Raw genomic sequence first — 22,974 nt, forward strand, 5'->3', positions numbered from 1 at the left:
CATGGGTTTCTACTCGTCGCTGACCGGCCGGGCGGAACGGGACACCACCCCTGTGACGCTCACCGTGGAGTGGTACCGCACCCGGCTGCGGATACACACCCCTGACCCGGATGTCCACCGCTACCTCGCGAGTCAGCACCACAACGTCGCTTCGGACACCGCCGTGCCCGAGCCGCTCCCGGCGGCCGATCTGTGGGTCCTCGCCGACGCCGGCCCGTTCGCCGAAGGGCACCTGGGCGCACGTACCGGCCGCCGTCAGGCGTTCACCGGCGAGTGGTACGCCGAGCACCGCGGCGCCGACGGCGAGACGGTGCTGGTCGCGGAGGACACCACCACACATCCGCACGCACTGATCACACCGGACTTCCGGTCCTGGGCGCTGGTCTCCCCCGCCCCGAAGAGCCTCGGCCTCCTCGCCACCCGCACCATTCGGGAGCTGGTGCGCGAGGCGGTCCTCCATGACGGCGCCCTGATGTTCCACGGCGCGGCGGCCCAACGGCCCAACGGGCGTGGGGTGGTCCTCGTCGGTGACGCGGGGGCGGGAAAGACGTCCTCGGCAGTGTGGCTGGGCCGCGGGGGCGGCCGCGTGGTGGGGACCGACCGCACGTTCCTGGCGCCCACCGCGGCCGGATGGTGCGCCGTCGGTCTGCCGGTGTCCACACGGCTCGGCGCGGGCTCCGTCGCGGCGCTCGGCATCCTCGATGCGCTGCGCGGCCACGCGCCGGTACGGGCCATCAACCCCTTCCGATCGGGGGCGGACGCCACATCCGCCCGACGCCCGGAGCCCGGGCTTCCCCTGGACAAGGTCTGGCTGAGCAACAGCGAGGTGGACGACCTCCTCGGGGTGCCTTTCACCGCGGCCGCCCACGCGGACACCCTCGTCGTCCTGGAGCCGGCGGCGGGCGGCGAGCCGTCCGTCGCGCGGCTGGACGCCGCCGAGGCCGCCGCGGCGCTGCACCCGTACCTGCTGGCCCCGGACCCCGACTACCGGAGCCGGTGGCTGGCCGCGGACCCGGCACCCGAACGGGCGGAGACGGCGCGGGCCGGCTTGGCCGGACTCGTCCGCGAGTGCCCTGTCTTCCGCCTCCGCTGGGATCCGGCCGCCCACTGCGACGCCCGCGTGCACGACCTGGTGGCCGCGATGGACGCCACCGGGACCACGGCGGCCGGCGTATGAGCGGCTGGGACGCGGACCCCGGCCGCACGGTGCCCGAGGTCGTCGAGGCGCAGTACGGCATCCGGCCGCTGGTGGTCGAGCGGCTGGTACGCGAGAGCCTGAACGAGGTCTGGCGGTTCACCTCGGCGGACGGCCACTACACGCTCAAGCGGCTGGGGCGGCCCGGGGCGGCGTCCTGGCTGGCGTTCCAGGACGCGGCCGTCACCCGGGCCGCGGCACACGGCGTGCCGGTCGAACCCCTGCTGCACACCCTGGACGGCCTGCCCCATGCCTCCGTGGACGGTGTGCTGTGGCAGCTGCGCCGGTACGTGCACGGCCGCCACTGCACCGACGGCTCCGCCGAGGACCTGCGCGCCGCGGCCGAGCTGATCGCCGCCGTCCACGCGGTGCCGGTCGAGGGCCTGCCGGAGCCCGGCGCGAACCCGATCCAGGACATGGAGTTCTGGCTCGACGCCGATGCGAGCGCCCTCGACGTCCTCGGTGCCCTGGTCTCCGAGGCCGCCGGCCCGGCCGTGTGGGACGAGACGGGGGACGCCTACCGCGGCGCCTACCACCGTGCCCGGGCCGAACTGGACCTGGCGGCCTACCAGGCGCTGCCCGCCACGCTGACACACGGCGAACTCGCCGGTTCCAACCTCGTCTTCGACGACGACGGCACACTGATCTCCCTTCTCGACTGGGACGGCGTCGACATCCGGCCACGCGTCTACGACCTCGCCCGGGCACTGCTCTTCCTCGCCCGTACCGGCCGGGGCAGTTTCCGCGTCCATCACGGCCTCGGAGTCGACCTGCTGCTCCGCGCCGCGGGCGGACAGCCGCTGCGTCCCGCCGAATTGCGCGCCGTCGTCCCGATCCTGGAGTTGTACTTCGTGCCGACCCCGCACTACGTGCGGCAGCTGGCGGCGAGCAGTCCCGCGACGCTGCGCTGGTACCTGGGCTGGGCGGCGGACGGGGCGCGTGCGGTCCGCGCGAACGTGCGGGGGGTCGTCGCCGCGCTCGCGCCGCACGCCGGGCGGCCGGGGGCCCGCGGGCGCGCCGTACCGCTCCGGGAGGGCTCATGACCGCAGGGGCGGCGGGCACGTCGACCGAGTGTGTCCACGACCTGCTGGCCTGCGCCGCCCGGACCCGGCCCGGCCACCCGGCCGTGCGTGACCGCGGTGGCGTCTGGTCGTACGCGGAGCTGGCCGAGCAGGCGCGCCGCGCGGCCGGCTGGCTCGACGGGATCGGGGCCGGGCGCGGAACGCGGCTGCTGTGCGCGCTGCCCGGCGGCCGCGACTTCGCGGCGCTGCTCTTCGGCGCGGTTTCCCGCGGCGTCGTCGTCGTACCCGTCGCCGAGGACGCCTCCGCCTACCAGCTGCGGCATCTGCTGGACGATGCGCGACCCGCCGTGGTCGTCACCACCGAACGCCGTGTCCCCGCGCTCGCCGCCCTGACCTCGGTCCCGGTCGCGAGCCGGGAGTGGGCCGCTGTGCCGCCGGCCGCGGCCGCACCGGCGGCACGCCCGGACGATCCGGCGATGCTGCTCTACACCTCCGGGACCACCTCCCGGCCCAAGGGCATCGTCTGCCCCCACCGCGCGATCGTATGGGTCGCGCGGGCGATAGCCGAACGGGTCGGCTACGGACCGGCCGACATCGTGTACTGCCGGGTTCCGGTCTCCTTCGACTACGGTCTCTACCAGCTCTTCCTCGCCGTGCTCGCCGGAGCCGAGGTGGTGTACCCGCCGGGCAGGGCATCCGCGCGCGAGCTGATCGAGATCCGGGAGAGCAACGCCACGGTGGTGCCCGTGGTGCCGACCCTCGCGCTGCTCCTGGCGCGACTCGCCGCGCGCGACCGCCGTCCGACCTCGGTGCGGCTGCTGACCAACACCGGTGCCGCCCTCGTGGGGCCCGACGCCGCCCGGGTCCGCGCCGCCTTCCCGGGCGCCGCCCTGATCTGCATGTACGGCATGAGCGAATGCAAGCGGATCACAGTGGCCGCCCCGGACGAGGACCTCGCCCACCCCGGGACGGTCGGCCGCCCGCTGCGCGGTACCCGGCTCTTCCTCCTCGGCCCGGACGGCGTGCCGGTCCCGCCCGGCGCCACTGGCGAGATCTTCGTCGCCGGGCCCCATGTGATGGACGGGTACTGGGGCGACGCGGCCGCCACACGGCAGGACGAACGCTTCGTCACCGCTCCGGACGGCGCCGGACGGGCCCTGCGCACCGGCGACTTCGGGCACCTCGACGCGGAGGGGCGGCTCTACTTCGACGGGCGGCGCGACGATCTCTTCAAGCGCCGCGGCCGGCGGATGAGCTGCCAGGAGGTGGAGAGCGCCGCCCTGGACGTTCCCGGCGTCGAGCAGGCGGCCTGCCGTCCGCCGGGTCCCGACGGGCGCCTGACCCTCTGGATCACCGGTACCGCCGCTCCGGACGCGGTCCTCCACGGCATCGCCGCGTGCCTGGGACCGGCCGGCCGCCCCGACACGTGTGTGCGCATCGCGCGCATGCCGCTCACACCGAACGGAAAGATCGACCGCGCGGCGCTGGAGGAGGGCACGGAAGGTGACTGACCGCCGGTTCCTGACCGAACTCGCCGCCAGATACGGCACACCCCTGTACGTCTACGACCTGGCGGCGGTACGCCGCGCGGCGACCGCGTTGCGCGACGACCTTCCGGCCGGCGCACGCACGTACTACTCGCTCAAGGCCAACCCTCATCCGCGGGTGGTCGAGGCGCTGCGTACGGAGGGCTACGAGGCCGAGGTGAGTTCGGTCGGCGAACTGCGCGCCGCCCGTGCCGCCGGGCACATCGCCGACCGGATCCTGTACACCGGGCCGGGGAAGTCCGTCAGCGCGCTGCGGGACGCGTTGGCCGCCGGGGTACGCACCTTCTCCGTGGAATCGGTGACCGACCGGGCACGGCTCGACGCCCTGGCCGGGGAGGCGGGTGTCGTCTGCTCGCATCTGGTCCGCCTGAACGGCCCGGCGGGCAGCGCGAGCGGTTCGCTGAGGATGACGGGCGGCGCCTCGCCGTTCGGGGTCGACGTCGCCGACACCGCGGCGGTCCGCTCACTGCTGACGCCGCGCGACCACACCCACCCGGTCGGCCTGCACACCTACTTCGCCACCAATGTCGCCGACGAGGACGGGCTGATCGCCGAGTTCGACCAGGCGTTGCGGACGGCGGCGGCCGTCGGCCGGGACACCGGCTTCGTCCCCCGTGTCCTCGACCTCGGCGGCGGCTTCGCCGCGCCGCAGGCGGTACCCGGCGAGCCGATCCGCCACCCCCGGCTGGCCGCGGCCCTCGGGAGCGCCTTCGCGGCCCACTTCCCCGGCGGCGAGGCGCGCGGTACGCGGCTCGCCTTCGAGTCCGGACGCTATCTGGTGGCCGCGGCGGGGACGCTCGTCACCGAGGTGCTCGACGTGAAGGAAACCCGGGGGCGGGTCTTCGCCGTCCTCGACGCGGGAGTCCACACCCTCGGCGGCATGTCGGGCCTGGGCCGGCTGCGGGCGCCCGACGCCCGCCCGTACGGACTCGGCCGCTCCGCGGACGGTCCACGGGGCGCCGAGCCGTCGCCGGTCTCACTGGTGGGCCCGTTGTGCACGCCCCTGGACGTGCTGAACCGGTCCGCCGTCGTCGGGGACGCCCGACCCGGCGACCTGCTCGCCGTGCCGAACGTCGGCGCGTACGGCCTGACCGCCAGCCTGGTCGCGTTCCTGAGCCATCCGCTGCCCGTGGAGGTCGTCCACGACGGCGGCACCGTCACGTCCGTCCGACGCCTCGGGCTGGAGGAGACGCGCTTATGACACGGAAGGAAGAGGAGCCGGTGCTGAACAGTGACGACGTGGCGGAGGCGGTGGCTGTGCTGAGCGCGCACGCCGCCGACGTGGACGTGCGAAGCCGCTTCCCGACCGAGAGCTTCGCCCATCTGCGCCGCCGTGGCTACCTCGGCCTCCTGGTCCCCGCGGAGTACGGCGGCATGGGTGCGGGCCTGACCGAGTTGACCGCGCTGGCCCAACGGTTCGCGGGCGGCTGTCTGTCCACCGCGATGATCTGGGCCATGCACTGCCAGCAGACCGACCTCGTCGTCCGGCACGCCACACCGGAGTTGCGGGCCCGGCTGCTGCCACGCATCGCCGCCGGCGAAGCCTACCTCGCCTCGGTCACCACCGAGTCCGGCAAGGGCGGGCACCTGCTGTCCGCCCACGACGCCCTGCGGGAGGCCGACGGCCTCGCTCTCGACCGCGAGGCACCGGTGGTCACCGGGGGCATGCACGCGGACGGATTCCTCATCACCGTGCGCGACGGGCCCGACGCCGCGGAACACGAGGTGACGCTCGTCTACGCCGACAGCGAAGACCTGAAGATCGAACAGATCGCCGCCTGGCGGACGATGGGCATGCGCGGTACGCACAGCGTGGGGGTGCGGCTCACCGGGAAGGTGGCGCCGGACTGCGTGGTGGGGGAACGGGGCAAGTTCCGTCAGGTGGCGGCGGACAGCATGGTGCCGGTCGGGCACCTCGCGTGGAGTGCCTGCTGGCTCGGCGCGGCGCGCACGGCGTTCGGACAGCTCGTCCGCCGGATGACGGCGCGCGGTCAGAAGCCCGGCGGCCCGGACATCGCCTCTCCGCTCGTCCAGGAACGCGTCGCCCGCATCAGGCTGGACCTGGAGCTGGTCAGTGCCTATCTGGGGAAGGTCACCGAGGAGGTGAGCCGGATCCGGGCTCGCGGCGGCCGGCTCGACCTCCCCGCCGTCCAGATCCATCTGAACACCCTCAAGCTGGCCGCGTCCGAGCTGACGTTCCGCGCCGCGGACCGGATGGTGCAGCTCGCCGGGCTCGCCACCGGCTATGGCACCGCCTCGCCGCTGCCGCTGGAACGGACCTTCCGCGACCTGCGCTCTGCCGCGCTCAACTACTCCAACGACCGGCTGTGGACCGCGAACGGCACGCTCTCCTGGGCGGACCGTGCGGTGACGCTGCTGTAGAGGCGGGACGACATGACGTGTGCGCAGACCGCCGCAGGCCCCTCACGATGCCGCCCGCGCTTCGAAGGTGCACGGGGCGGGCGTCCGCAGCCGCTCGCGGATGTCCCCGCTCCACACGAGCCGCCGCCCCGGTCCTCCGCCAGCGCTCGCCAGCCACTCCGGGCGGGCCTCGGCGGTGAGTTCCAGTTCCTCGACGAGGTCGCTGCCGAAGAGCTCGTCGGTGTGGGCGCCCACCCAGGCGATCGGGGCGCCCAGACCGTACTCCGCGACGGCGGCGGCGATGGCCCGGCGGACCGTCGTCGGCTGCTGCGTCCAGTGGCGGAGGATGTCGACGAACTGCGCCAGCGAGACGTCCTTGCGGCGTGCGGTGCGCACGGTCCAGCCCTCCCGGAACACGTGCAGGCACAGGAAGAGGAAGGTGTGCACCGGCGACAGTGTCGGCAGCGTCACCTCGTCGGTGACGGCGGCCGGCACCACGCCGTCCATCACCGCGTCCATCGGCACCTGCCACTCGCTGCCGTGCCAGGTCAGGCTGTTGGCGACGTCCACGGCCACGTCCGGCACGCCCAGGTCGCCGGTGAGACGGTGGAAGTGCGGCCAGTGGTCCGGCGACAGCTGGTACATCCGCTCGTCGCTCCGGGCGAGGGGCCTGAGGTTCTTGGTCCCGGGATCGAACTCGGTGCTCGCCGCGAACCCGGCTTCCAGCAGCGCCGCACGGACGGACTCACGGTCACCGGGCGCGATCATCAGGTCGATGTCGTTGAAATTCCGGATGCCGGGCACGTCGTAGAGGCTGTTCTGGAGCACGACACCCTTGGTGAAGGCCAGGGTGAGGCCCGCGTCCGCCAGCGCCGCGGCCACCCGCGCGGCCTCGGTGGTGAGGAAGTGGGCGCGGTACTCGCTGTGGCGGAGGGCGGACATGACGGGAGCCCGGAGTCGCGCCGGAAGGTCGCGTCGGAGCCCGTGGCGGTTGAGGAAGTCGGCGAGCGCGGCCAGCAGCCCGTGCCGCATCGCCTGCTCGACCAGCCGTCCGTGGTCGAAATCCGGTCGTCTGATCAGTTCTGCTCGTTCGTCCGGCGGGGCGTCGAGGCCTTGATGTGTGGCGAGCAGTTCGATAAAGCTCCACACCTCGTCGTCGGGCCGCCCTATCGCTGACTGATGCTCTTCCACTGCCACCTGTTTTCCTCCGCTGCTCGATATGTTTTCGCGCACGGTTATCCCGCCGTCGCTGCCGCGCCGTGGACTTCGCTTATGTTCCGCGCGTCCGCGTGACACTTGCCACGACTTCTGTCGGAAAATGCACGACAGTGAAATGTTTGACACGCCCGGAAACCACGGGAGGGAACGCGTACGCAATAAGTAGGAGAACTTCCGGCGACGCGGACAATGGTGAGGTGTCGAGCGGGGCAGTGTTCCGGCGTAGTCGGCACATACTCGGCCAGGCCCTCGCCCGGACACGGTGCAGGCCCGCAGGCCAACGGCTTGACCTGCGGTTTTGTCAGCCTACTTCCTGGAGCTTCTTGTCCAGCAGGTTCACGATGCTGTCGATGGTCTCGAAGTGTTCCAGGCTGATCTCGTCGTCCGCGAAGGTGAGTTGGAATTCATCCTCGAGTACCAGCGTCAATTGGATGCTGGTCAGGGAATCGAGGCCGTGGTCCGCGAGGAGATCGGTGCCCGGGAACTCGGCCTGCGTGTTGAGTATGTTGCCGACCTGATGACGCACCTGGCGCGCTATGTCGCTTCTGTTCATGAGATCCTTACGGTCGTTCTTCGTCGATCCCGGCCGTCGTACGCCAACGCACAATGCATCTCTGGCAGTCGAGGATACTGTGGCGTCAACTGGGTTGCAATGCCTGGAAGTTGTCGACAGCGGGCACGTATGATGTGCAAATAACTCTACCCAAACGATCCAGGGCGAACGCATGAATGCGGATACCGGCCCGATGCTCCACCCAAAGGCGACTGCCCCGTTCCGCCTCCAGCCGGCGGTCACGACCCGCTCCGACCGATCCGTCCGCGCCCGACCCGGCGTACGGCCCGTGAGAGAACCGAGAAGGAGGCAGACCATCAGCGCCGACAGTGCGGACCTGGCGAACGGCGTCCCCGCGGACCCGCGCCTCGTCACGTCCCCCCGGAACGACGGCCCGCGCTTTGCCGCCTTCGACTTGGACGGCACCCTGCTCGACGCGGCGGGCACGGTGCCGCGGGCGGTGGTGGCCGGGATCGCCCGGCTGCGGGGGCACGGTCTCCTGCCCCTGCTCGTCACCGGGCGGTCGCTGCCGTCGTTCAGGCGTCTGACGGACATCGGCCCGCTGCTCGCCCTCTGCCACCCCGAAGTGCTGCTGGAGGAGGGCGACCTCGTGTTCGACCACAGCGCGGACCGCCATCGCCCGACCACGCGGATCCCCCCGCCCGCGGTGGAACGCGTGCGGCGCGACTGCGTGGACGTCGTCGCCTCGTGCGACGGCCGTCTCCTCGCCTCCACGCGCCGGGCGGCCGTCGCCTACGCCATGGCGTACGGCATACCGCGCGCCGCCGTGGACATCGGGGCGCCGGACGGGCCGAGCACGCGGCTGGTGGTGTTCGGCGAGACGCCGCCCGAACTGCCCGGCACGGACAGGCACGTGCTCCGCGCGTACGGCGCCACTCTGCTCACGGCGGCAGGGCGGGGCAAGGCCGTCGGCCTGGCCGCCCTGCTCGCCCTGCGGTTCGGTGAACGGGACCTCTCCCGCGTGATGGCCTTCGGGGACGGCGACAACGACGCCGGCCTGCTCGCCGCGGCCCGGCCCGGGATCGCGGTTCAGGGCGCCTCACCCGCCGCGCGCGCCGCCGCGCGCCTCCACCTGGAAGAACCCCTGGGCTCATACCTGGAGGCGATGGAGCTGCCGGGGTCCGGACGGAGCGATGCCCGGTGACCGGGCGGCCGAGCCCCGCCGCACGCTCCGGGAATCCGGCCCTCGCCGCTCCGGCGGCCGCCACGGTCCGCGCGGAGCCGACGCCGCGCCGGCAGGACTCGGGGACGGGACGGCAACACCTTCCGCACATCAGCAACGTCACAAGGGAGCGTGCGCTGCGAACATGGACGCCAAGACACATCGGACCCCGGCGGGCGCGGTGACCGGGGCCGTCTCGCTCGTCACCGAGCGGCTGCGGTTGCTGCGCATGGCGCTCGGCACCCGTCCCAGAGTCCTGACCGTCGCCCTGGTGGCCAGTCACACACTGACCATGCTGTGGCCCACCACCAGCGCCCTCGCCACCGGTTGGCTGGCCGCCGAGACCGCGACCGTGCTCCGGCACGACGCCTCCCCCGCCGCGGTCGGCTGGCCCCTGGCGGTGCTCGGCGCACTCCTCCTCGCCGACGAGGTCTCCGTCGCCTTCCGGGACACCGTTCAGCGGCTGGTGGCCGGGCGCCTCGACGGCCAGGCCCTGCGAGAGACGCGCCGACTCGTCCTCGGGGCACGTGACGCGTCGCTGCCACTCGTCCAGGCCGACGAGGTCAGCCGCGCATCGGACATCGGCCCGGGCGCCCGCCGCTCACCGGGCGCAGCCGCCGTCGGCCAGCTCACACTGACGTTCCGTGTCCTGTCCGCCGTCGTCGCCACCGCCCTGCTCGCGCGGTTCTTCCCGCTCACGGCCCTGTTGCTGCTCGCCGCCTCGCTGACGGCCCGCGCCACCGTGCGCCGCCAGTGGATGGGTCTGGCCGCGGTCCGCAACGCCCGCGAGGGCGAGGCACGGCGCACGCAGTACTGGTCGGACATCGGCGCGGGCCGGGCGGCGGCCAAGGAAGTCCGGCTGTTCGCCCTGGCCGGCTTCGTGGTCCGCCGCCGGACCCGCGAGGCACTGTCCTGGGCGGGCGACGTCTGGCTGGCCCGCCGCACCATCCTTGTGCGGCAGTGGGTGACCATCTGTCTGGCTCTCGCCTCGGCCGCCGCGGGCATGGCCGTCCCAGGGCTGGCCGCCCTCCACGGCGAGCTGAGCACCGGAGAACTGGTCACCTGCCTCGTCGCGGTCACCGTCGTCTTCCGCATCAGCTCGATGGGCATGGAGGCATACGACATCGCGAACGGCCTGGAGGCGGTGCGCGCCCTCGACGCGCTGCGCGCCCAGGCGGCCTCCGGACCCGCCGCGCCGGCCACCGCCGCTCTTCCGCCCGCGGCCGGGGGCCATCCGCCCGACATCCGGTTCGAGGGACTGAGCTTCCGTTACCCCGGCTCGGAGCGGCCCGTCCTCGACGGGCTCGACCTGCGCATGCGGCCCGGGGAGACGCTGGCCATCGTCGGTGACAGCGGCGCGGGCAAGACCACGCTCATCAAGCTCCTCGCCGGCCTGTACGTCCCGACGGCCGGCCGTATCACCGTCGACGGCACCGACCTCGCCTCGCTCGACCAAGACGCGTGGCGACGCCGTCTCGGCATCGTCTTCCAGGACTTCAACCGCTATCCGCTCAGCCTCGCCGACAATGTCGCGCTCGGCGCACCCGAGCACCGGGGCGACCTCGGCGGTGTCGACCGGGCCCTGCGCCGGGCCGACGCCGCGCCCCTGGCCGACGGTCTCCCGGAGAAGGAGGCCACCCGGCTGTCCGGTGAGTTCCGGGGCGGAGTGGACCTCTCCGGCGGGCAGTGGCAGCGCCTGGCCATCGCCCGTGCCCTCTTCGCCACCGCGCACGGCCGCGACGTCCTCGTCCTCGACGAGCCCACGGCACACCTCGACGTCGAATCGGAGGCCGAGTTCCATCAGCGCGTCTCGGCCGCCGCCCAGGACACCACCGTCGTCCTCATCTCGCACCGGCTGTCCACGGTCCGCCGCGCCGACCGCATCGTACGGATCGCGGACGGCCGGGTCGTGGAGGAAGGCGGCCACGACGCGCTGATGGCGGCGGAAGGCGGTTACGCCCGGCTCTTCCGACTCCAGGCAGCCAGGTTCGGCAAGGATCCGGCCGGGGCGCCGTTCCCCGCGCCCCACGACGCGGGTCCGGACCGGGACCGCAACACCGCGAAGGCGACGCCATGACCACTGACACCGCTCGCCTGGCCGGGCGCGGCGCCGTCCTGCGCCACCTCATGCGCCTGACCTGGCGCACGAACCGCACGATGACGCTGCTGCTGGCCGCACTGATGTGCAGTCAGACGGTCGCGGTCGCCCTCACTGGGCTGAGCCAGCGCTGGCTCGTGGACTCCGTCGGCCTCGGCACCCGCACCGGACTCGTGGCCGCGGTCGCCGCCGGGGCGGTCGGCTACGCGCTGACCGCCGCCTGCGGACGCATCCAGGCGAACCTCCTCGTCGACCTCTCCGACCGCGTGGACGTCAAGATCAACGAGGAGGTACTGACGGCCATCGCGACCATCCCCACCACGGACCACCTGGAGACACCCGAGTACCTCAACCGCCTCGGCGTGCTGCGCCGGGGCACGAGGGCCCTGTCCGGCTCCGCCTGGCGGCTGGCCGACGCGGGTGCCACGGTCGCGAGCGTGGCACTCTCCGTCTGGCTGCTCATGGACGTCTCCCCCCTGATGGGCCTCCTCGCGCTGCTGACCCTGCCACCGCTGTGGACCGGTCGGCGTGCGCAGGCCGTGCTCCGTGCGGCCCGGGACGCCTGCGCCGAGCACCAACGCCTGGAACGCGCGCTGCACGAACTGTGCGTGGACGCCGGGACCAGTCAGGAGGTGCGGATCACCGGCGCGGGGCCCGTGCTCGACGAGGAGGCCGACCGCGCCTGGACGGCCTCCGTCCGCATGATGTGCAGCGCCGACCTCGTCGCCTCCTGCTGGCGGCTGGCCGGATGGGCCTGCTTCACCGCCGGCTATCTGGGTGCCCTGGCACTCGTCCTGCACCTGGTGCTCCAGGGCTCCGCGACCCTGGGCGACCTGATGCTCGTCCTCACGCTGGGCAGCAGGCTCCGTACCCAGGTCCGCATCACGGTCGACAGCCTCGGCAAGGTCTCCGAGGCGGGCCAGGCGATCACGCACTACCTCTGGCTGCGCGTCTACGCCCGCGAGTCCGCACGCCACGGCGCCACCGCCCCGCACACGCTCACCGACGGCGTCCGCCTGGAGAAGGTGTCCTTCACCTACCCTGGCGCCGCCGCACCCGCACTGCGCGACGTCGACCTCACGCTGCGGCCGGGAACCACCGTGGCCCTGGTGGGAGACAACGGCGCGGGCAAGTCGACCCTGGTGAACCTGCTGATCGGGATGCACGAGCCCACCACGGGAAGCATGACCGTCGATGGGATCTCCGCCACCGGGCTCGCCCCGGAGACGTGGCGCGACCGCTGTTCGGGAGCGTTCCAGGACTTCGTCGCCTTCGAACTGCCCGTCCGCGAGGGCGTCGCCATCGGCGCGCCGGGGGATGCCGGTGCCTCTCCCGACACAGTGGAGGACGCGCTGCGACGCGCGGGCGCGGACCGCTTCGTCGCGGCCCTCCCGGACGGCGATGACACGCCACTCGGCCGCGTCCACGGCGGCGTCGAGCTGTCCCGCGGGCAGTGGCAGCGCATCGCCCTCGCCCGCGCGTTCGTCCGCCGCGACGCGGCCCTGATGGTCCTCGACGAACCCACGGCCGCCCTCGATCCGCAGGCCGAACACGACCTGTACGAGCGGTTCACCGAGGAGACCGAGGGCCGCGACGACGGCATCACCGTGCTGGTCACGCACCGCTTCTCCACCGTGTACATGGCGGACCACATCGTCGTCCTGGAGCGGGGCCGCATCGTCGAACAGGGCACACACGCCGCCCTCATGGACCGGCGGGGCCGCTATTGGAAGCTCTACACCACCCAGGCGCGCGGCTACGCGCTTCCGGAGGCCGACCAATCGGGAGAACGGTGATGGACACAGTGCACCCGGCCGAAGTCCGCCACGTCGCCTTCGACGGCGCCGCCCACGGGACTCACGGCCTGACGTGGAGTCAGGAGCGCTTCCGGCGCATGATGCTGGACCGCCCCGAGGGCCGGCACATCTACGTACCGCTGCACCTGTCGTTGCCCGGGGCCCTGCGCCCGGGGGTCGAGGAGACGCTGCGCTGTCTGCGCACCCTGCTGATCCGGCACGACGCACTGCGCACCACCTACGGTGTGAGCGCGGCGGGTGACCCGGTGCAGACCGTCGCGGGCGCGGGCACGCTGCCCGTCGAGATCTGGCCGGTGCCGGAGACGGGGGCAGCGGGGGTGCACCGGTACCTGTACGAGGGGATGCGGGAGAAGCTCTTCACCCTGGACGCACCTCCGCTTCGCGCCGCGTTGTTCACCGAAGGCGACACCGTCCGGCGCGTGGCCCTCCTGTTCAGCCCGATCACCGTCGACGACTGGGGCCTCAGCCTCGTCGAGGAGGAACTGCTCGCCCTGCTGCGGCACGAGGACGGCGCGTTGCCGCCCCGTCCCTGGCAACCGGCGCAGCAGCGCACGTGGGAGCAGAGCCCCGAGGGGCGGCGTCGCTCCGAGAGCGCGATGGCCTATTGGGCACGCCTGTTGTCGCTGCCGGCGCCGCCCCTCTTCCCGGACCATCACGGCGCCGTGCCGTCCGGCGGCCACGGCTTCCACGAGACGGTCTTCGAGTCGCCCGCTGTGTCCTGGGCGGTGCGCGAGGTGGCCGGGCACTACCGGACCTCGGTCTACACCGTACTGATGGCGGCCGTCCTGGCCGCGCTGTCGGCCCGGTCCGGGCCGGCGCACCAGCATTTCGGCACCTACGTCCACAACCGCTTCGCGCCCCGCTCCCGGAGCATGATCGGCCCGCTGTCGCAGTCCGTCACCGTCGGCGTGGAAGCGGGCGGCAAGAGTTTCGCGGACGTGGTCGGCGCGACGGCCCGGGCCTTGCTGCCCGCGTACCGCAACGCGGCGTACGACCTGGGTGCCCTGGACTCGCTGCGTGAGCGGCTACGGGAAGAGAAGGGGGAACCGGCCGCCCCGCGGTTGTTCCTCAACCTCACCAACAGCAAGAACGGTTCGGCCGCCCCGGGCCCCGGGGCCGGGGAATCCGCCGAGGAACTGGTGGCACGCTCGCGCTTCCGCCGGATCGCCCAGCCGGTGGCGGGCTGGACGGATCTCTACCTCGGGATCCGTCCCTACCGGGAGCACACCGGATTCTTCGTTCGGGTCGACAGCCGGGCCGTGCCCCGCCCCGCCGTCGACACACTGTTGCGCGGCGTCGAGACGCTGCTCGTGGCGGAGGCCGGGGGGCGGCGTCTGACCCCGGCCGACCTGCGGGCGATCGCGGGAACCTGAGGGTGGCGCCGGCCGGTGAGGGCGCGGTCCGCCGGTGCCGACCGCCTCGGCAACCAGGAGCCGGCGCGTGGCTCGGTGCGGTTCCCGGCACCCGCGGACCGGAAAGGGGCGGGCGGGAATACGCCTGCCCCTCCTCCCTGCCCGGTTACTTGTCGGCGCCGGCCGTGGAACGGCGCAGGTCGTGCGAGATGCGCATCCGCCGACGCGCCTCGGCGCGGTCGATGGGGTGGGCGTCGTCCCATTCGATCGCCTTGCGCATCAGTGCGGCGAGCGCTGGGTCGACGCTCTCCAGGTAGCCCGGTTCCCGCATGTAGGAGTAGGACGTCTGGCCGCCGGTCTCCTCCTCCATGGACTGGACGTTCATGTGGAGTGTCCGGCGGAACCGATCCGGTTCGCACGAGCCCCGGTGCACCATGTGGTGGTTCATGTAGATGACGTCACCGGCTTCGCATTCCACTCGCACCTCACCGTCCAGGGGGGCGGAGCTGTCGGTGGTGACCGCCGCGCGTTCGGCCTCGGTCAGCGGCCGGCGGTGGGAGCCGGGGACGGCCCGGAACGAGGTGTCCTCGGTGAGGCACACATTGAACTGCACGTGCCGTGACCTGCCGGCCGGGTCGTACTGCTCGTTGTCGTGCTGGTCCTTGTGCCAGCCGAGTTGATAGCTCGTCCGCTCCGGCGACCAGAGCAGATGTGCGGCCCAGAAACGCAGGTGGGGGCCGAGGACGGCATGGCTGAATTCCATGAACTTCTCGTGTCCGAAAATCGCGCCCAACTCCGGTTCGTACAGTCGGGGCGCGAACATGTTGTCGACGCCCCATGTGTCCAGCACACCTTCCGTCCGGTCGGTGTAGCGGGGGACGGTCGGGGCGTCGAAGGACTTCGGGTCCGCGCGGACCTTGCTGACGACGCGCTCGCTGGCGGCGAGCATGCGTGCCACCTCATCGGGGGTGAAAACACCTCGCATAACGGTGAACCCCTGGAGAGTGAATCGCTCCACATGGGATTCCAGGGTTTCCTCGGCAGCTACCGCAACCATGATGAGCCGTCGCCTCCATGGGGGGGGGAATGGTCGATGATCCACAGTTTGTTACCGCCGAGCACGCGCCTTACTCACTGTTCATGCGCTGCGCAGACGGCGTCATCGGGCGATGAAGGTGAACTCGAACATGTCGTTCAGTCCGCGCCGGAGAAAGCCCGCACACTCCGTGTAATGCGCGACCTGCTTTTCGTATTCCGCCACTCCCGCGAGGGCTACCGCCTTCTCCTTGTTGCGCTTGAGATTCGCGACGAAGTGTTCCAGGGTCCGGGTGTAGTGGGATGCCAAGGATTCGGAGACGCCGACGTCGAACCCGGCGCGCTCGCCGTACTCGACGATCTTGTCCCTGGGGATGACGCGGAAGATCGGGCGGTCCGCGGTCACGGTAAGCATGACCATGACGCCGCCGTCCGGCAGCAGCGAGCGACAGTGCGGCAGGAAGGACTCCTTGTCCTTGAAGATCTCGAAGGCGTTGACGCAGATGATGCGGTCGACCGGTTCGGTGAAATCCTCCCAGCGCTGCAACCGGAAATCAACGCGCCGCTTCTCCGGAATTCCTTCCTGCGTCTTGACGGCGTAGGCGTGCTGCTCGGGGCTCAGTGTGAGGCCGGTGACCCTGCCGTGGTATTCGTCCGCCGCCAGGCGGGCGGCCGCCCCCCATCCGCAGCCGACGTCGAGAACCCGGTCCGACGGCTGGATCCGGCATCTCCGCACTATCTCCGTGTTCTTGCGGAGCTGGGCATCGTCCAGCGACATGGCGTCGTGCTCGAAATATCCCGAGCTGTGGTTCAGCTGTGCGTCCATGTACAACTTGGCGTATTCCGTCTTGATCATCATCGGGAGTGCCTCGTCGGGAAGTCGAGTGGTGGGGGGATCGCGCCGGGGTTCTGTTCCCGGATACGGCGGCGCCCACATGGATGCCGGTGACCGACGGGAGCCGGCGCGGTGAGCCTTGTCCAACCTGACGCGTGCTGGGTCGTTGAGGGCGAGGAGCGGTGCCTGGACATGAAGAAACTTCTGGTGGACGGGTTCACCACCGAGACCGCCGGTTCGCCAGAAGCTTCTGTGTACTTGTCTACCCGTCCGGCATCGATGTGTCCACCATGCACCTTCGCCATCTTCCCGCCGGGCGGCGCGTGTTGCCGGTCCCGCACCTGCGATCGGGTGTGACCTCACCGCGAACTCACCTACGGCACCGGCGACGAGGCTCATGACGCCGAGGCGGCCACCCGTCCGGCCTCGGCGGCGGTTGATCGACGGCATACGGTTCCGGGTCCGGACCGGTGTTCCGTGGCGGGACGTGCCCGCCGAGTACGGACCGGGCCCGGATCTACGACCTGTTCCGCCGACGGCAGCGGAATGACACCTGGCACCGGATCCTCACCCGCCTCCAGTCCCTGGCCGACGCGGAAGGCGCGATCACATGGGACCCGAGCGCCGACTCTACGGTGTGCCGCGCTCATCAGCATGCGGCCGGGGCCCGCAAGCGGGGTGACCCATCAACGAGTGGCTGTGACCCGTGGTCTCACGCAGCGGGATCCACGTTCCACGCCGCGGGCAAAATGCTCCCGCGGAAGACGCAGACGAAGTCGTCCTCACGCACGATGTCGCCTCGGCACCGGCCCGGGACCCCGGTCTCCGCTTCCTCCGCCCAAGGGCTGCGGCAGCCCGGGGGCCCACCCCGTCCATGCATGTCCCGGCCCGTGCCGCCCGGCTACGCCGAAGCCCCGGCCCCTGCGCTGGGGGCGAACCCGCTCCCCTGCTCCGCGAACACCTTGATCGCGGCGCCCAGGAAATCCACCATCCCGGGGTGGTAGGAATCATGGAACGCCCTCATGGCCTCGTCCTCGGCGTAGAAGAGCGACATGCCGACGTAAGCCTCCCTGGAGGGGGTGTAGAACCGGCAGGCGATGTCGAAGTGCCTGCGGACGAGCTCCTGGATCCGCTGGTCCCCTGGCAGGGAGCCGCCGTCCAGCAAAGCCGTGATCTCCCGGTACAGGACGTCCCAGTCCTGGTGGACCCGCTCCCTGTCCACATGTTCCCAGTTGTTGGTCCCGGCAAGGCTCTTCGCCTGCTCCTCGGCCAATGACCGGCGACACTCGTCCTCGTAATTGTTCCCCACGGCACCGGTTCCCATCGTTTCGTCACCTCTCCGGTGGAACCCCGAGAGGCCGCCGACATGTCGACATCGACCGGCCGCCGATGATCAACTGCCGGTTCAGGCCGAACGGTGACACACAGCCACCGGGTCGGCAAGCCATTTCTTGGACCCTCCGGCGCTCCGTCCCGGTCAGCCGACGGCGAAAAGGCGCGGCTCGACCGGCGAGCCGTCGGAACGGGGCGTCCAGCCGCTCGACCGCGCGGCCCGGATTCGCGCGGTGACCTTGCGCGGCAGGACGAGTTCGGCCGGCGCCGGGTCCGGTTCCACGACGGCCGGGCGACCGGTCTCCACGACGACGGAACACCGGTCCGGACGCGGAACCGTATGCCGTCGATCAGCTGCCGTCGGGGCGGCCTCCGGGAGGGACGGCCGGTGTCGTTCCCGCCGGCTCCACCCGGGAGGCTTGAGGGACGGGGGTCGATCGCCGTCTGCGGCCGGCGGCTCACTCCCCCTCCGTCGGCCGGCGGCGGGCGGAACGCCCGGCGGGGCGCAGGCGTCTGGCGACGTGTGCCGGCATCAGCGGGGCGTGTGCGCCCAGGGTCTCCAGGAAGGAGGAGGTGACCGGGTCCGGGCTCGTGCGGGTGTACCCGGTCAGTGGCCGGTGCAGGGGCGGATCGGGACGCAGGACGGCACCGGCGAAATGCGGCGGAATGGTGTTCGCGGGGACGAGTGTGGGACCGAGGCCGGCCGCCGCGTACCCGATGGCCGACGGGGCCTGTTCCGTACGCACCGCGACCCGGGGGCGGAAACCGGCGGCGCCGCAAGCCCCTTCGAGGATGTCGGACAGGCCGCTGTCCGGGGTGAAGTGCACCCACTCCCGCTCGGCGAGATCGGACAGCCGGACGCGCGGTGCCCGGTCCGGGAGCGCCACCGGATCGTCGGACCGGGTGACGACCAGGAACTCCTCGGCCCCGATGTGCCGGGCGGTGCCTTCCCAGCCCTCCGGCAGCGGCCCTACGGCGACGTCGGCCTGGCCCGCGTCCATGGCCTGCGCCATCTCGTCGCTCCGGCGGTGTTCGAACAGCCGGATGCGCACGCCCGGGTGCTTGCGCCGCCACAGGCCCAGGACCGTGGGCAGCACGCCCGAGCTGACCGAGTAGAGCGTCGCCAGGTGCAGCTCACCGGTGGACACGCCGGCGGCACGGCGGGCGGACAGCGTGGCCCGGTCGGCCTCGGCCAACGCGGCCCGGGCGTGGGGCAGCATCGACCGGCCGGCCGGGGTGAGCCGCACGCCGCGCGGCAGCCGTTCCAGCAGCGGCCCGCCGACCTCCCGCTCCAGCGCCTGGAACTGGTGGGAGAGCCCCGGCTGGGTGACGTTCAGGCTCTCCGCGGCGCGGGTGAACGATCCCTCGTCCACGATGGCCACCAGGTATTCCAGCTGTCGCAGCGTTGCCATGCCTTCAGCTTATAGAAAGGATGTCAGAGAGTTCTTGGACTTATGACCGCTACGAGAGCACGATGAACGGGCGCCTGAGAACGGACGGTCCGAAGGGGCCGGAGAACGCCGGGCGCCCGGTCACACCCGGCATGTTTCCGCAGCTCAGGCCGCACGTCCAAGGAGCCGTCATGTCCGCCTCCCGCTGGGCGCCGCCGCGGCGGTCACGCGTCGGGCCCGCCCACCACGACTTCCTGCGAACGTCGGCACCGAAAGCGAAGACAAGCCCATGAACCAGACCACCATGCGGGCCGTCGGCTACCGCGCGAGCCTCCCCGTCGACGACGCGGAGAGCCTGATCGACGTGGAACTGCCCGTCCCCCAGCCCGGCCCGCGCGACCTGCTGGTGAAGGTCGAAGCCGTGGCGGTCAACCCCGTCGACTACAAGATCCGGCAGCACAACGACCCGGGTGGCGAGGTCAAGGTGCTCGGCTGGGACGCGGCGGGCACCGTGGTCGCCGTCGGTGAGGAGGTCGAGCAGTTCGGGGTCGGCGACGAGGTCTACTACGCCGGCGCCCTGGACCGGGCCGGCGCCGACTCCGAGTACCACACGGTCGACGAGCGCATCGTGGCCCTCAAGCCCGCCACGTTGTCCTTCACGGAAGCCGCGGCCCTGCCGCTGACCTCACTGACCGCCTGGGAGGGCCTGTTCGAGCACCTCGGCCTGGAGAACGGCGGCCTGAACCAGGACGGCGCCCTGCTGATCACCGCCGCGGCCGGAGGCGTCGGTTCCGTCACGGCCCAGTTGGCGCGTGCCCTGACCAGCCTGACCGTCATCGGCACCGCCTCCCGTCCCGAGAGCGTCGAGTTCGCCACCCGCATGGGTGTACGGCACGTCATCGACCACCGCGAGCCCTTGGTCGGGCAGATCGCCGAGGTGGCCCCGCGCGGCCTGACGCACGTGTTCAGCACCGTCAACACCGACGGCAACCTCGGTGCCTACGCGGAGGCGCTGCGTCCCTTCGGCCGGATCGTCGCCATCGACGACTTCGACTCCCTGCCCATCGGCGTGCTGAAGGCCAAGAGCATCTCCTACCACTGGGAGTTCATGTTCACCCGTTCCCTGTTCCAAACCGCCGACCAGGACCGGCAGGGGCACATCCTGACCCAGGTCGCCCGCCTGGTGGACGCGGGCGTCATCACCACCACCGCCGTGAAGGACCTCGGCCGGATCAACGCGGCGAACCTCCGCGAGGCGCACCGCGTCATGGAGTCCGGCACCGCCATCGGCAAGATCACCCTCACCGGCTTCTGAGCCGACCACCACCGACGGGCCCGCCCCTCCCGTGGCCCGTCGCGCACGGTGCACGGCGGCTCCCCGCAGGCCGCCGGCGCCGAGCGGCATGACGACCCGGTCGGGCTGGCGGCCCACCGGGCGGTGGCGAATCGTGCCGTACCCGATGACCAGGAGGCCGGCAAGAGGCATGATCGCCGGGTGGGCGACGGCACGGATCCTGCCTCCTCTCCCCAGGCCGGGCAAGGGCTCCTCGGGTCGGGCAGGCGTACGGGCCGGCCGGGAAACAGTCCCGTCCGCACCGTTGACGGAGCGTCATGACTGCAACAACGATGTTCCTCATCCGCGCTTGGGAGCGCTCCCATAGCTTGTTCGGGAGCGCTCTCGTCGCCGAGCGTCACCCGCACTCCCCGAGGAGCACAGACGTGAAACGACGCAGAACCGCCCTGCTGCCCCTGACCGCGCTGCTGGCCGCGGCGTTCACCGCCCTGCCCGCCCAGCAGGCCGGCGCCGACGAGGTCGAGCAGGTCAGGAACGGCGCCTTCGACGCCGGCACCGAGGAGTGGTGGACCAGCAACGTCACCGCCGGCCCCGACGGCGGACGGCTGTGCGCCGACGTGCCCGGCGGCACCGCCAACCGCTGGGACGCCGCCGTCGGCCAGAACGACATCACCCTGGCCAAGGGCGAGTCGTACCGCTTCTCCTTCGCCGCCTCCGGCGTCCCCGAGGGGCACACCGTGCGGGCGCTGGTGGGGCTGCAGACGGCGCCGTACGACACCTGGTACGAGGCGAGCCCGCAGCTCAGCCAGGACGGCAGCACCTACAGTTACACCTTCACCTCCCCGGTCGACAGCGCCCAGGCCCAAGTCGCCTTCCAGGTCGGCGGATCGGCCGAGCCCTGGCGGTTCTGCGTGGACGACGTGTCCCTGCTCGGCGGGGTCGCCCCGGCGCCGTACGAGCCCGACACCGGCCCGCGGGTCCGCGTCAACCAGGTCGCCTACCTGCCCGCCGGGCCGAAGAACGCCACCCTCGTCACCGATGCCACGGCCCGGCTGCCGTGGCAGCTGAAGAACGCCCGCGGCGCCACGGTGGCCCACGGCTGGACCGTGCCCCGCGGCACAGACGTCTCCTCCGGGCAGAACGTGCACTCCGTCGACTTCGGCGCCTACCGGGGGAACGGCACCGGCTTCACCCTGGTCGCGGACGGCGAGACGAGCCGCCCCTTCGACATCGGTGCGGCCGCCTACGAGCGGCTGCGGCTGGACGCGTTGAAGTACTACTACACCCAGCGCAGCGGCACCGCCGTCCGCGACGACCTGCGTCCCGGTTACGGCCGCGCGGCCGGCCACGTCGACGTCGCCCCCAACCAGGGCGACGGGAACGTGCCCTGCCAGCCCGGCGTGTGCGACTACCGCCTCGATGTCACGGGCGGCTGGTACGACGCCGGTGACCACGGCAAGTACGTCGTCAACGGCGGCGTCACCACCTGGGAGCTCCTGAGCACCTACGAGCGCGAGGCACTGGCCCGCACCGGGCAGGCGGAAAAACTGCGCGACGGCACCCTCGCCCTGCCCGAGAGCGGCAACAAGGTGCCCGACATCCTCGACGAGGCCCGCTGGGAACTGGAGTTCCTGCTGAAGATGCAGGTGCCCGCCGGGCAGCCGCTGGCCGGCATGGCCCACCACAAGGTCCACGACGAGCAGTGGACCGGCCTGCCGCTGCTGCCGAGCGCCGACCCGCAGAAGCGCGAACTGCACCCGCCGACCACCGCCGCGACCCTCAACCTGGCCGCGACCGCCGCCCAGGCCGCCCGCCTCTACCGGGCCCACGACCCGGCCTTCGCCGCGCGGACCCTGGCCGCCGCCCGCACCGCCTGGACCGCGGCCCTCGCCCACCCGGACGTGTACGCGGACCCGAACGACGCCACCGGCGGCGGCGCGTACAACGACAACGACGTGCGGGACGAGTTCTACTGGGCCGCGGCCGAGCTGTACCTCACCACGGGGGAGAAGCAGTACGAGACGTACGTCCTCACCTCACCCCTCCACAACGCCGACATCTTCGGACCCGCCGGCTTCGACTGGGCCCGTACGGCCACCCCGGCCCGCCTCGACCTCGCCACCGTGCCGAGCCGGCTGCCCGGCCGCGACAAGGTGCGCCAGTCCGTCGTCCGGGGCGCCGACCGCTACCTGGCCACGCTGAAGGCACAGCCGTACGGCATGCCCTACGCGCCGGACAACAACCTCTACGACTGGGGCTCCAACCACCAGGTCCTCAACAACGCCGTCGTCCTCGCCACGGCCTACGACATCACCGGCGGCGCCAAGTACCGCGACGGGGCCGTGCAGAGCATGGACTACATCCTCGGCCGCAACGCCCTGAACATGTCCTACGTCACCGGGTACGGGGAGGTCAGCTCCCACAACCAGCACAGCCGCTGGTACGCCCACGAGCTGGACGCGTCCCTGCCGAACCCGCCGGCCGGAACGCTGGCGGGCGGGCCCAACTCGAGCATCCAGGACCCGTACGCGCAGTCGAAACTGACCGGCTGCACCGGCCAGTTCTGCTACATCGACGACATCCAGTCCTGGTCGACCAACGAGACCGCGATCAACTGGAACGCGGCCCTGGCCCGGATGGCGTCCTTCGTGGCGGACCAGGGATAGCGGTCCCCCGACTCCGTCCCGTGGGGGGGGGGGGGGGGGGGGGGGGGGGGGGGGTGGGGGGGGGGGGGGGGGGGG

At 72.0% G+C, this 22,974-nt stretch carries 18 protein-coding genes and 1 pseudogene; 12 read left to right on the forward strand and 7 right to left on the reverse strand.

Annotated features, from left to right (window positions below; translation table 11 throughout):
• Position 1: 1 nt before the first annotated feature.
• From ACZ63H_RS03660 to ACZ63H_RS03680, 5 genes are read left to right on the forward strand one after another with little or no spacing between them, the layout of a single operon-like run.
• Entirely contained in the window at positions 2-1,177 is a 1,176-nt protein-coding gene (locus tag ACZ63H_RS03660) for a hypothetical protein (protein WP_469861763.1), read from the forward strand.
• On the forward strand, positions 1,174-2,238 hold the full coding sequence (locus tag ACZ63H_RS03665; protein WP_469861765.1) for a phosphotransferase enzyme family protein: 1,065 nt from the start codon (positions 1,174-1,176) through the stop codon (positions 2,236-2,238). Before ACZ63H_RS03660 ends, ACZ63H_RS03665 begins: the two co-directional genes overlap by 4 nt.
• Complete coding sequence (locus ACZ63H_RS03670) at positions 2,235-3,728, forward strand: class I adenylate-forming enzyme family protein (RefSeq protein ID WP_469861767.1); 1,494 nt, start codon at positions 2,235-2,237, stop codon at positions 3,726-3,728. Before ACZ63H_RS03665 ends, ACZ63H_RS03670 begins: the two co-directional genes overlap by 4 nt.
• Positions 3,721-4,965 carry a type III PLP-dependent enzyme domain-containing protein gene (locus ACZ63H_RS03675; RefSeq protein ID WP_469861769.1) on the forward strand — a complete coding sequence of 415 codons (1,245 nt, stop codon included), beginning with the start codon at positions 3,721-3,723 and terminating at the stop codon, positions 4,963-4,965. The genes ACZ63H_RS03670 and ACZ63H_RS03675 overlap by 8 nt, the downstream gene beginning before the upstream one ends.
• Positions 4,962-6,146: an acyl-CoA dehydrogenase family protein gene (locus ACZ63H_RS03680; protein WP_469861771.1), complete on the forward strand. Its 1,185-nt coding sequence runs from the start codon at positions 4,962-4,964 to the stop codon at positions 6,144-6,146. Before ACZ63H_RS03675 ends, ACZ63H_RS03680 begins: the two co-directional genes overlap by 4 nt.
• A 42-nt stretch (positions 6,147-6,188) precedes the next feature.
• Here the strand turns inward: ACZ63H_RS03680 and ACZ63H_RS03685 are convergent, their stop codons facing one another.
• Both ACZ63H_RS03685 and ACZ63H_RS03690 read right to left on the reverse strand, forming a co-directional pair.
• On the reverse strand, positions 6,189-7,322 hold the full coding sequence (locus tag ACZ63H_RS03685; protein WP_469861773.1) for a nucleotidyltransferase family protein: 1,134 nt from the start codon (positions 7,320-7,322) through the stop codon (positions 6,189-6,191).
• 322 nt (positions 7,323-7,644) lie between these two features.
• On the reverse strand, positions 7,645-7,896 hold the full coding sequence (locus tag ACZ63H_RS03690) for an acyl carrier protein (protein ID WP_469861775.1): 252 nt from the start codon (positions 7,894-7,896) through the stop codon (positions 7,645-7,647).
• Between the two features lie 289 nt (positions 7,897-8,185).
• Here ACZ63H_RS03690 and ACZ63H_RS03695 point away from each other — a divergent pair, with 289 nt between their 5' ends.
• The 4 genes from ACZ63H_RS03695 (at position 8,186) to ACZ63H_RS03710 (ending at position 14,367) form a co-directional block, all read left to right on the forward strand.
• On the forward strand, positions 8,186-9,061 hold the full coding sequence (locus ACZ63H_RS03695; RefSeq protein ID WP_469861777.1) for an HAD family hydrolase: 876 nt from the start codon (positions 8,186-8,188) through the stop codon (positions 9,059-9,061).
• A 163-nt stretch (positions 9,062-9,224) separates the two neighbouring features.
• A complete protein-coding gene (locus ACZ63H_RS03700; protein ID WP_469861779.1) occupies positions 9,225-11,156 on the forward strand; it encodes an ABC transporter ATP-binding protein in 1,932 nt (643 codons plus the stop codon).
• Positions 11,153-12,973 carry an ABC transporter ATP-binding protein gene (locus ACZ63H_RS03705; RefSeq protein WP_469861780.1) on the forward strand — a complete coding sequence of 607 codons (1,821 nt, stop codon included), beginning with the start codon at positions 11,153-11,155 and terminating at the stop codon, positions 12,971-12,973. Before ACZ63H_RS03700 ends, ACZ63H_RS03705 begins: the two co-directional genes overlap by 4 nt.
• Positions 12,973-14,367, forward strand: coding sequence for a condensation domain-containing protein (locus ACZ63H_RS03710; RefSeq protein ID WP_469861782.1), 1,395 nt, complete (start codon positions 12,973-12,975; stop codon positions 14,365-14,367). Before ACZ63H_RS03705 ends, ACZ63H_RS03710 begins: the two co-directional genes overlap by 1 nt.
• A 145-nt stretch (positions 14,368-14,512) precedes the next feature.
• Here ACZ63H_RS03710 and ACZ63H_RS03715 read toward each other — a convergent pair whose 3' ends face one another.
• Positions 14,513-15,403 carry a phytanoyl-CoA dioxygenase family protein gene (locus ACZ63H_RS03715; protein WP_469861784.1) on the reverse strand — a complete coding sequence of 297 codons (891 nt, stop codon included), beginning with the start codon at positions 15,401-15,403 and terminating at the stop codon, positions 14,513-14,515.
• Positions 15,404-15,505: 102 nt separating this feature from the next.
• Positions 15,506-16,240, reverse strand: coding sequence for a class I SAM-dependent methyltransferase (locus tag ACZ63H_RS03720; RefSeq protein ID WP_469861786.1), 735 nt, complete (start codon positions 16,238-16,240; stop codon positions 15,506-15,508).
• Between the two features lie 373 nt (positions 16,241-16,613).
• On the opposite strand from ACZ63H_RS03720, the pseudogene ACZ63H_RS03725 reads away from it, so the two are divergent.
• Positions 16,614-16,899, forward strand: a pseudogene (locus ACZ63H_RS03725) (transposase); the annotation flags it as partial.
• Positions 16,900-17,117: 218 nt separating this feature from the next.
• Here the strand turns inward: ACZ63H_RS03725 and ACZ63H_RS03730 are convergent.
• The 3 genes from ACZ63H_RS03730 to ACZ63H_RS03740 form a co-directional block, all read right to left on the reverse strand.
• On the reverse strand, positions 17,118-17,540 hold the full coding sequence (locus ACZ63H_RS03730; RefSeq protein WP_469861787.1) for a TipAS antibiotic-recognition domain-containing protein: 423 nt from the start codon (positions 17,538-17,540) through the stop codon (positions 17,118-17,120).
• 153 nt (positions 17,541-17,693) lie between these two features.
• The gene (locus ACZ63H_RS03735; RefSeq protein WP_469861788.1) at positions 17,694-17,855 is read right to left on the reverse strand and encodes a hypothetical protein; all 162 of its coding nucleotides are present in this window, start codon (positions 17,853-17,855) and stop codon (positions 17,694-17,696) included.
• Positions 17,856-18,006: 151 nt separating this feature from the next.
• Positions 18,007-18,960 carry a LysR family transcriptional regulator gene (locus ACZ63H_RS03740; RefSeq protein ID WP_469861790.1) on the reverse strand — a complete coding sequence of 318 codons (954 nt, stop codon included), beginning with the start codon at positions 18,958-18,960 and terminating at the stop codon, positions 18,007-18,009.
• Positions 18,961-19,228: 268 nt separating this feature from the next.
• Here ACZ63H_RS03740 and ACZ63H_RS03745 point away from each other — a divergent pair, with 268 nt between their 5' ends.
• Both ACZ63H_RS03745 and ACZ63H_RS03750 read left to right on the forward strand, forming a co-directional pair.
• Entirely contained in the window at positions 19,229-20,254 is a 1,026-nt protein-coding gene (locus tag ACZ63H_RS03745) for a zinc-binding alcohol dehydrogenase family protein (protein WP_469861792.1), read from the forward strand.
• 404 nt (positions 20,255-20,658) lie between these two features.
• Positions 20,659-22,899 carry a glycoside hydrolase family 9 protein gene (locus tag ACZ63H_RS03750; RefSeq protein ID WP_469861794.1) on the forward strand — a complete coding sequence of 747 codons (2,241 nt, stop codon included), beginning with the start codon at positions 20,659-20,661 and terminating at the stop codon, positions 22,897-22,899.
• The last annotated feature ends 75 nt before the right edge of the window (positions 22,900-22,974 follow it).

This window comes from Streptomyces sp. NPDC104831, from assembly GCF_055583025.1.